Below are 9510 nucleotides of genomic sequence, written 5' to 3' on the forward strand. Positions count from 1 at the left end.
AGTTAGAAATAAAAAGAATTGAACGCTTATATAAAAACATGGTGGAGGCAAAATAATATGAAAAATACAAAAACAGAATTGAGATTTTTTTCTGTTCCTGAATGGAAAAAAGAGGAAACATATTTAAGAGAACAACACAAAAATGGTTGGAAATTTGTTAAAGTATCTGGTTTTTGTGTCTATCATTTTGAAAAGTGTGTCCCAGAAGATGTGATTTATCAGCTTGATTATAATCAGAACGGGATTGCTCATAAAGAAGAATACGTGAAAATGTTCAATGATTGTGGTTGGGAATATTTGCAGGATTATGTAGGTTACAGCTATTTTCGTAAGGCGGCTTCTGAAATGGATGGAGTAGAAGAAATCTTCTGTGATGATGCTTCACGTTTAGATATGATGAAACGAGTTTTCAAAGGACGTTTGATACCCCTTTTGGCAATTTTCTTTCTGATAATCATACCGCAAATGATTCAACAGAGCTTAATTGACACGCCTTTTAGCCGTGGTTTAATGATACTCTTCTGCATTATGTTTGTGGTATATTTAGGAATGTTTATCTCATTTGCGATTCCATATTGGAAATATTATAAATCAGTCCATAAGGAATAGGTAGGTATATGGAAAATGGTTGAATTTGTGGAGGTAGAGAAATGAACTCAAAGATAATCAATACAATGTGGTCAATAAGTTTAATGGTAATTGGTATCGCAACATTATTTTTGATAGGAGCTAATATTTTTGCGATGGGGTTGCCTGATATGATAGTAAGGACATTGGGGATAATTGATTTAGTTTCACTTGCTGTTTTAGTATTTTCAACTGTAAAAAAGGCTAAAAGCAAGAAGTAAAATTCAGTATTTGGAGGAGCCAATGTTGAAATAAAATAAAGAATAATTTTTATATGGATGGTGTTTTTTGTCTATTTTTTGCTAAAGTACAGTTTACAAGGGACTACACAGGGTAGGTATCTGACGGGAGGGGTGCCGCCAGTCAGATTTTCCATGTGATGTTCAAGCTGTCGCTTGTGGCGGCTATGGTGGTGATCATCAAATCCACCACACGCCGCTTGTCATCAAAAGATACATTCTCCCAGGTATCGAGGTAGCCGGAAATCTGGCTGACCTGTTCCGGGCTGATGGCCTCCACAGTCAACTCCGCTATCCTTGCCAGAAGTTCCTGCTTGCGCCCGTCCAGTTCCGCTATCTTCACATTCACATAGGAGAACAGGACATTGTTTGCCCCCGTCAGACTGTCCACCAGCTTTTCAATCTCGCTGTCTACATGGGCAAGTTCCACTTGCAGGGCGGTGATTTTCGGGTTTGCCTTTGCCGCTTTCTTTTTTCCTGTCAGCGTCTTGTAGCTTGCCAGCTTCTTTACCATCTGCTGATAAACAACCGCTTCCAGTTCCGAAGTGATGATTTTCCCACAGCCAGGACAGCTTTTATTGTCCAGCCGTTTCGTGCAGCGGAGATACTGTTTGCCGGAGGGATTGTAGATACTCATAAGAGCATACCCGCAATTCCCGCACTTGATTTTTCCTGCCAGCCATGTGTGGGTGGCTTTCCGGGCAGACTGGATTTTCATGTTGTTCATCAGCTTCTTGCGGCAGGTCAGCCAGGTGTCGGAGGGGACGATACCCTCATGGGGAGCCAGTACCAGCATTTGGTCTTTTAAGTCGTTTTTCTTGCTGGCCTTTACATCTCGCCCTTGATACAGATAGCAGCCGTTCATGCCCGTAAAATCGGCAACGTCATTGACAATGACTGTACCTTGACTTTTGAAAAATTCGTACACATCAAGGTCTGCCTGCACATAGACAGGATTGCGTAACATCTGCGCCAGCGTGGGGCGTATCAGCTCTTTGCCATGGAACAAAATCCCCTGTTCGGCAAAGTACCGGGTAATGTCCCCGTAGGAAGTTGTGGGCTGGGCGTACATCTCAAACATCAGCCGGATATTGGCCGCTTCCTCCGGGTTTACCACCAGCTTCTTTGTGTTGATACCGTCCATCTTGATAGGCTCCGTATGGAAGCCGTAAGGGGCTTTCCCGCCCATCTTAAAGCCCCGCTGACTGCGGGAGTAGTAAGCGTCCGTTACCCGCTTCTGTATCGTTTCCCGTTCAAGCTGGGCGAACACGATACAGATATTCAGCATGGCCCGTCCCATCGGCGTGGAGGTATCAAACTTTTCCGTAGAGGACACAAACTCCACATTGTACTGCTGGAACAGCTCCATCATGTTGGCAAAGTCCAGAATGGAACGGCTGATACGGTCGAGCTTGTAAACCACGACCTTTGCAATCAAGCCCCGCTTGATGTCCCGCACCAGTTCTTGAAACTTCGGACGGTCTGTGTTCTTGCCGCTGTACCCTTTGTCTGTGTATTCCTTGCAGTTACCGCCTTTCAACTCGTATTTGCAAAATTCAATCTGGCTTTCAATGGAAATGCTGTCCTTTTTGTCTACCGATTGTCTTGCATAGATTGCGTCTATCCGATTGTTCATATTGTCGCTCCTTTTCTTAAAAAAGAAACGGAGCTGCTGACAGTTCTATTATACCGCCAGCAGCCCCGCAAATCAATGATGGGTTTGGAAAACCTTATGTCCCGGCTTCCTCACTCTCCCGCTTGTCGGCGTACTTGCGGAACACCTCATAAAGCTGCTGTTCCAGTTCCCGGCGTTTGGCTGCTTCCTGTTCCGGCGTGAACACCGGGGAGAGATTTTCCAGTGTGATTTCCTTTCCCTGAAAAGTCACGATTTCGATTTCCTTTTTGTATCTGATATTACTTATAAGATCACCTTTCCTTTCCATGCTGCCGCTGTTGCCATTTCAGTTCCGCTAAAATCTCCGGCGGGATACGGTCAACCAGCCGCCGCATATCGTCCAGTTCGCTTTTTAACTTCGCCCGTTCCATCGTGTCATTCATCTTGCCTTTTTCGCTGGCCTTTGCCCTGACTTCCAGCTTTTCATTTTCCGCTAACAAGTCATTGATTGTGACCTTGTATTTTTTCAGTTGCCCGGAGAAGTTCTCCATCTGCGGAAACCACTTTTTCAGCATGGAGAGGGCTTCCTCTTTCTTCTTTCCGGCGTTCAGCGGGGTAATGCCGGAGAGAACCGCTTCAATGGCCCTCGCCTGTTTGGAGAGGTTGACCGCCTGTTTGAACAGCCGGGTGGGGATATGCTTCCGGCCCGTCTTGCTGGCGCTTTCCCCACGCTCCAGGTCGGGGTACTGCTCCACCATACAGGCGTGAAAATCGTCCTGCCACTTCGTCAGATTGGCCCGGTTGCCGATAATTTCTTTGGCGCACAGGCGGTTGTCCTTTGTCAGCGGCACAAAGACCAAGTGCAGATGGGGCGTTTTTTCATCCATGTGTACCATAGCCGAAACGATGTTCTCCCGGCCCACCCGGTCAATGAGGAAGTCCGCCGCCCTCTGGAAGTAGGCCGCTATCTCCTTTGGGGACTTGCCCTTGAAAAACTCCGGGCTGGCGGTAATCAGCGTGTCCACAAACCGAGTGCTGTCCTTGCGGGTGCGGCATCTGGCCTGCTCGATGCGGCTCTGAATGAAATGGTAGTAGCGGCCATCCGGCTTGACGATGTGGAAATTGTACTTGCTCCGGCTGGTGTCAATGTCCGGGTTGCTGGCGTACTGCTCCTTTTTCCGTTCATGGTGGGCTTCCAGCGGCCCCGCCGGGTGGCCCTTGTGCTTCTCAAATCGCAAAATTGCGTGTTGTGCCATTGAACTCCTTTCCCCATTCCATTCCTTTCCGGCGGGTTTTCCCGCCGAAAATATCTCTGATAGGATTGGAATGGAATGAATGTAAATAGATGGTTTTAATCTCTGTATTTCTATATACCGTCAGATTTCCGTACTTCAAGAGGATTGATTTTCGTACTCGCCAAGTACGGTTTTCAGCCCTCCGGCGTACCATAACCGGATTTCTTGAAGTCGGTGTTTGGAACCGCTTCATAGGATTTCGGGTAAATGCGGTTGGGTTTTCCACAGCCCTGTTTCTGGATTTCCACCAGCCCCGCATACTGCAACTCCCGCAGGGTGTTGACCGCTTTCTGCCGCCCGCAGCGGAGCAAAGCGACCACCTCGCAGATGGGGTAGTACAGGTAGACCCGCCCGTACTCGTCCGCCCAGCCGTTCTTCCGGGACAACTCCGCCCGGCGCAGGACAAAGGCATACAGCACCTTCGCTTCGTTGCTCAAGGGCTGGAATGTGGGTGCTTCAAAAAGGAAATTGGGGAGCCGGGTGAAACTGAACGCCTTTTCCGGCTGGTGAATATAAATCGTGTTTGTCATAGCGTGTTTTGTGGACGGTTAGAGGCCCGTTTTCCGGGGCGAATGATAAATGATACCAGCCGCCCCGGTTGAGGGCTTGCGGAGCCTTGCAAATCAAGGCTTTTCCCGCTCTTAACTGTCCACAGCAGACCTCCTTTTCCGTTCACTTTCTGTTTTCTGCCGCCTGTGAACTCTGGCGGCGCAGTCCGGGCAGTATTTGCCCCGGTTGGACTTCGGGACGAACACACCGCCGCACTCCGCACAGCGTTTCAAGTCCCTGTCCCGGTAAATCTCCGCTTCCAGCGTCCTGTCCAGCGGCAAGACCGCCCAGCGGAACCACTTGCAGCAGACGGAGAACGAAATCATCTGCGGACAGGCGCAGGTGTCGCCATCGTCCAGCGCAAGGCAGTTTCCGTCCTCGCAGTTGCAGCACTCCCGGCGTATCAGGCCGCTGGCTCGTCTCTTCTGGGGCGGGGTTATGCGGTAGGGGGAGCCGTCCGGCCTGTGTTCCAGCGGCGGCAGGTGTTGATAGGGTCTTTTGCTCATGCGTCCCTCCGTTTTCTTTGGCGTGTTCTGTTTCCAAGGTGCTTGTCCATCGATGAACTATCCCAAGTCTACACCTTTTTGACCGCCTGTGCCGTATATCCAAGAGGTAGGAAATCAGCCTGAAAAACTCCCTATTTCCACGCTCTCGGATTTGTGATATAATCAAAAAAAGATAAAAGACAAATTCAGGTTTCTGGTCTTCTTGCACAAAATAAAGGAGGAGCTATTATGCAAATTGTTTATATTCCAAGCGAATCAATGTCTGTTCAAGGTAAAAAAGATGAAATCTATAAAAGATATGGGAAAGACTGGAATATTAGAGAACAGGGAGGAGGTAACGGAAATTGGTTGTTGACCAGAAAAAGTGATGTGCTTGTAGATGGAAAAAGTTATCGTACTTTTGTACTTGAACACTACGGTAAATCCAAGCTGACAGCGAAGCTTGTTGATAAATTTCGTGAAGATGTAGCAAATGGTAAAATAAAACTGTAAATGCCTATGCCGTTATGCTATGAGCATAGTACATAGCATAACGGCTTCTCTTTCGTTGAGCTAGCAAGGAGGGTGAATATGTCTTTATCCATACAAGAGCGATTAAAAGACCTACGTGTGGAGCGTGGCTTGACGCTGGGGCAGCTTGCGGAGCAGACCGGGCTTTCCAAGTCTGCGCTGGGCAGTTACGAAACGGAAGACTTCAAGGACATCAGCCACTATGCCCTTATCCGGCTGGCGAAGTTTTACGGTGTGACCGCTGATTATCTGCTGGGGCTGTCTGAAATGAAAAATCACCCAAACGCCGATCTTGCAGACCTGCGTTTGAGTGATGAAATGATTGACCTGCTGAAAAGCGGGAGGATAGACAATACCCTGCTGTGTGAGCTGGCGGCGCACCCGGATTTCCCCCGGCTGATGGCTGACCTTGAAATCTATGTGAACGGAACGGCACTGAAACAGGCGCAGGGTGCAAACGCCATAGTGGACACGATGAGCGCAACTGTTATAAAAAAGCATAATCCTGGCATGAGTGATACGCAGTTAAGACAGCTTATCACCGCCCATATTGATGAGGACGAGTTTTGCCGCTATGTGATACAACGGGACATAAACGGGATTGCCCTTGCTCTGCGGGAAACACACAAGGACGATTTTTTCAGCGTCCCAGAGGATAACCCGCTAAAAGAAATGCTGGAAACTGCTGGTGAAATCGTCAGCCAGGACAGCGACACGGAACAAGCGTACTTGGCGTTTATCTGCAAACGGCTCAAGCTGAATTTTAGGAAGCTGTCAGTAGAAGAACGGAAGTGGCTGAAAAAGATTGCGGAAAAATCCGACTTGCTGAAGAATCCAAAACCGCAGAGAGGACGAAGATAAAAAATGCCTGAACGGCGGTTCTGGTTTTTCAGAACCACCATCCAGGCATTTTGTTTAGTAATAGAAAAAGGTGCAGTTGATTATTGCGTATTGTCAATCTCTCTCAAACCGGGTAGTAAAAATACGGCAAGCGCAACGATGATAATGCCAATTCCGCAAATGACAAACCATTTCTCAACTCCCAGCCGCTCCGCCAGAGGCCCGGAAATGACAAGGCCAAACGGCATGGCGAGGGAAGCGGCGCTTGTCAGTAGAGAAAAAACTCTCCCCAGATATTCTGGTTTGACCGTTTCTTGAAAAATCGCATTTTGCACACCGTAAAATGGAGCGGAAATTCCCATAACAGTACAGCACACAACAAAGACAAGAAATGCGTCTGGCGGCAAAAGCCCGGAGAGCATAATGCTAACGCCCATCAGGAGAACGGAAAGACCGATGGTGTACCGCCGTTTCTTAAAACCGCCCCAAATGCTCAGAATGACTCCGCCAAGCAGCATACCAACCGCAAAAGCAATTTCAGCGGCAGAGGCATGGGCCGGTGTTCCTTTGAAGTATGACATACAGATGAGAGGAAAAAGCGTACTGATTGGCATATAAAAGAACATATAAATTACACCAATCCAGAGCAGAGCAAAGAGGCCCCTGTTTTGCTTTAATACCACATACCCCTCTTTCATATCCTGTAAAAACTGTTGTCTTTTCGTTTCTGGACATAGTTCAGGCGTTGGTATGGACGAAATCGCAACAGTCACACAGGCAAGGATTGCACCCACAATATCTAACAATATAATTGCATTAAGAGGCCAAACAGCATATAAAAACGCTGCGGCAGCTGGACTGATAATCGCACTTACTGCTTGCATGGTCTGCGTGTAACCAGCGCATTTTGTAAGTTCCTCTTTTGGCACAATCATAGGTGTTGCTGCGCTGAATGCTGGAGAATGAAAAGCAGTTCCCGCACTTCGGATTAACAGGACAACCATAATAGACCATACGGGCAATTCCATGTAAAACGCCACCAGCGCCAGAATACCGCCAGCGGCGGCAATTATCAAATCCGCACCAATCATTACGCTTTTACGGCTGTGCCGGTCAACAAAAGCACCTGCAAACGGGCCTAAACAGGCTTGCGGCAAAAATCCAATCAGTGTTGCCGCCGTCAATATGATTGCAGAATTAGTTTTCGCAACCAAATAAAAGATAATGGCCATTTGCAAAATACCGCTGCTAATAAAGGATATTGCTTGTCCGGCAAGAAGTGTAAAATAAGTTTTTCTCCATGAATTGTTGTTTTGGGTCATAATGCGAACCTCCTTTTTTATTGCATTGTTCCTTTGTTTCTGCAATAAAAAGCAGGCGTTGTCCCACAGAGAGGGCAGACGCCTGCATAACAACAAAGCACGAAAAAACACCACGATACAGTTCAAAGACTGCTCGTGTCAAACCTACGTGTTCCTTTGCATACGCACGCAAAAAAAGCCCACCATCATGTGGAAAGGTACTTCTACTTTTTATTGCTTATTAGCGTACACAAATTAACACACGTAAGCCTCCTTCCAATCTCAAACTGTCGCACAGTATAACACACATCCGATAGACTTGTCAACCATTTTTAACCTTGTTTTCCATCTTGTTTTTCCATCTCTTACGGGCAGTAGCAAAGCCAGGCGAGCCAGTCAACGGTCAAGATGAACGGCGCTTTCAGCGCCGCCGTTGACAGTCTCGCCCGTCTTTGCTAATGGGTAATCAAGGCGGGAAAGCCATTTTAGGGCTTTCCCGCCCATTTCAATTTTGGGAGAAGAAAGGCCCCAAAATGAACGAGTGCGGCCAAACACTTTTAGGGATTGGCCACCTTGTCCACCCATCCAGCGGGGCGGCGGGGAACGGTCAAGGCCGGGCGTCAGCCCATTCATTTCAGCCTTGACGGTTTCCTGCCGTCCTGCTACTTTTCCCGGAGTGTGGCCACACATCTGGTCACGGTGTCCAGAGCTTTGGGACTTTTTGTCCCATAGGCCGGGGGCGGAGGACGAGGGACGGGGGCTTTCATAATACGCCCTGTCTGCTGCTGAAATCAGCCCTTTGTTTCCGGCTTACCAGCCCCAAACAAAGCCCTGCTTTCCTGCCGCGTCAAATGCCCTTGCCCTCCCCGGCGGCAACGGTATTTTCAGGGCAACGCCGACAGAGCGTATAACACACTACACTTTGCTCCGCAAAGTCGTGTGCCAAATGGGGCGCTGCCCCCTTTGGAAACCCCCGCAACAAACAGGTGCTATGCACCCAGCCGGGAGCATAGCGCCGTTTGTTGTCAGCAGCCCGTTTCACGGTCTGCGTGTAGTTCCTTGTAAACTGACCTAACCTTCCCGAAAAAGAAAAGATGGTGTCGTTTTTTTCGATACCACCTAAAAAAATCAACAATTTAGAGTATGTGATTTAAACAGAAAATAATAATTCAGTTATCTTTCTACACAAGTTTTAGACAGCATTATTAAATTTCTTTCTGACAAATATTTTACATAAAAATTCGATACATATATTTTTAGAGTATTTTTAGTATTTTAAGTAAAATAGATATGTAGATTATTGATTTTTTGTTCTAGAAATGTTATTATAATAATGGTAGTTTATCGTATTTTGTAATTATATTTCTCGAAAGGTATTGATGATATGAAAAATAAAAACACAATAATTATCACTGAAGAAATGATAAATTCGGACCCATACGGTTATACATATAAAGAAATTTGTGATTGCGTTGGAGAAAAAAAAGCTCGATCGCTTATGCATGCCCTTTATAAGGAAAAGCCCCAAAAGAAATATCAAACAATGAGCATTAATGATATTTATAATGGCGGTGACACAAGAAAATACTCTTTCAAATTAAAGGATGGTTACTGCGTTGAAACTGTTTGCATAAAGAGAAAAACAGGTGTAACTGTATGTGTTAGTACAATGGTAGGATGTCCTGTCGGTTGTATTTTTTGTGCATCTGGAAGTAATGGATTTATAAGAAATTTAACTCCTTCCGAAATTGTGCAACAAGTAACATTACTGAAGGAAAAAGTCAACAGAATTGTATATATGGGAATGGGTGAACCATTTTTTAATTATGATAATGTAATTAAGTCAATTCATATACTAAGAGATAGAAATGGGCTTAATTTCCCCACAGATGGAATTAATATTTCGACAGTAGGTCCTTTAGAACAATTAAAAAAAATAAGAGAAGAACATCTGAAGATACAACTCACCCTCTCTCTTCATGCAACAAATCAAAGAACAAGAGATATAATTATACCTCACATGAAAGG

Annotated in this window: 11 protein-coding genes; 5 read left to right on the forward strand and 6 right to left on the reverse strand. The window is 46.3% G+C overall.

All coding sequences use genetic code 11. From position 1 onward, the window contains the following. Positions 1 to 57 precede the first annotated feature (57 nt). Together JQM82_RS12850 and JQM82_RS12855 are read left to right on the forward strand one after the other, a co-directional pair. Positions 58 to 609, forward strand: coding sequence for a DUF2812 domain-containing protein (locus JQM82_RS12850; RefSeq protein WP_129896115.1), 552 nt, complete (start codon positions 58 to 60; stop codon positions 607 to 609). 41 nt (positions 610 to 650) lie between these two features. After that, the gene (locus tag JQM82_RS12855; RefSeq protein WP_117818838.1) at positions 651 to 848 is read left to right on the forward strand and encodes a hypothetical protein; all 198 of its coding nucleotides are present in this window, start codon (positions 651 to 653) and stop codon (positions 846 to 848) included. Positions 849 to 990: 142 nt separating this feature from the next. Here the strand turns inward: JQM82_RS12855 and JQM82_RS12860 are convergent, their stop codons facing one another. From JQM82_RS12860 to JQM82_RS12880, 5 genes are all read right to left on the reverse strand, one after another. Continuing rightward, entirely contained in the window at positions 991 to 2502 is a 1512-nt protein-coding gene (locus JQM82_RS12860) for a recombinase family protein (protein ID WP_002575864.1), read from the reverse strand. Between the two features lie 94 nt (positions 2503 to 2596). After that, positions 2597 to 2809 carry a hypothetical protein gene (locus JQM82_RS12865; RefSeq protein WP_002584948.1) on the reverse strand — a complete coding sequence of 71 codons (213 nt, stop codon included), beginning with the start codon at positions 2807 to 2809 and terminating at the stop codon, positions 2597 to 2599. Continuing rightward, complete coding sequence (gene mobV / locus JQM82_RS12870; protein WP_235250761.1) at positions 2793 to 3737, reverse strand: MobV family relaxase; 945 nt, start codon at positions 3735 to 3737, stop codon at positions 2793 to 2795. The genes JQM82_RS12865 and mobV overlap by 17 nt, the downstream gene beginning before the upstream one ends. 173 nt (positions 3738 to 3910) lie before the next feature. After that, positions 3911 to 4306 carry a replication initiator protein A gene (locus JQM82_RS12875; protein ID WP_002575861.1) on the reverse strand — a complete coding sequence of 132 codons (396 nt, stop codon included), beginning with the start codon at positions 4304 to 4306 and terminating at the stop codon, positions 3911 to 3913. A 111-nt stretch (positions 4307 to 4417) separates the two neighbouring features. Further along, positions 4418 to 4831: a cysteine-rich VLP domain-containing protein gene (locus tag JQM82_RS12880; protein ID WP_002575860.1), complete on the reverse strand. Its 414-nt coding sequence runs from the start codon at positions 4829 to 4831 to the stop codon at positions 4418 to 4420. 228 nt (positions 4832 to 5059) lie between these two features. Between JQM82_RS12880 and JQM82_RS12885 the strand changes: the two genes are divergently transcribed. After that, the gene (locus JQM82_RS12885) at positions 5060 to 5323 is read left to right on the forward strand and encodes a hypothetical protein (RefSeq protein WP_002575859.1); all 264 of its coding nucleotides are present in this window, start codon (positions 5060 to 5062) and stop codon (positions 5321 to 5323) included. Positions 5324 to 5401: 78 nt separating this feature from the next. Further along, positions 5402 to 6202: a helix-turn-helix domain-containing protein gene (locus JQM82_RS12890; RefSeq protein WP_002575858.1), complete on the forward strand. Its 801-nt coding sequence runs from the start codon at positions 5402 to 5404 to the stop codon at positions 6200 to 6202. An 80-nt stretch (positions 6203 to 6282) separates the two neighbouring features. On the opposite strand, the gene JQM82_RS12895 is transcribed toward JQM82_RS12890, so the two are convergent. Continuing rightward, positions 6283 to 7503, reverse strand: coding sequence for an MFS transporter (locus JQM82_RS12895; protein ID WP_075680193.1), 1221 nt, complete (start codon positions 7501 to 7503; stop codon positions 6283 to 6285). Between the two features lie 1363 nt (positions 7504 to 8866). Between JQM82_RS12895 and JQM82_RS12900 the strand changes: the two genes are divergently transcribed. Continuing rightward, positions 8867 to 9510, forward strand: a 644-nt coding sequence (locus JQM82_RS12900; protein ID WP_235250763.1) for a radical SAM protein, incomplete at its 3' end; no start/stop codon positions are given.

Origin of the sequence: Faecalicatena contorta, from assembly GCF_021531995.1 — a bacterium.
Taxonomy (GTDB): domain Bacteria; phylum Bacillota; class Clostridia; order Lachnospirales; family Lachnospiraceae; genus Dorea_A; species Dorea_A contorta_A.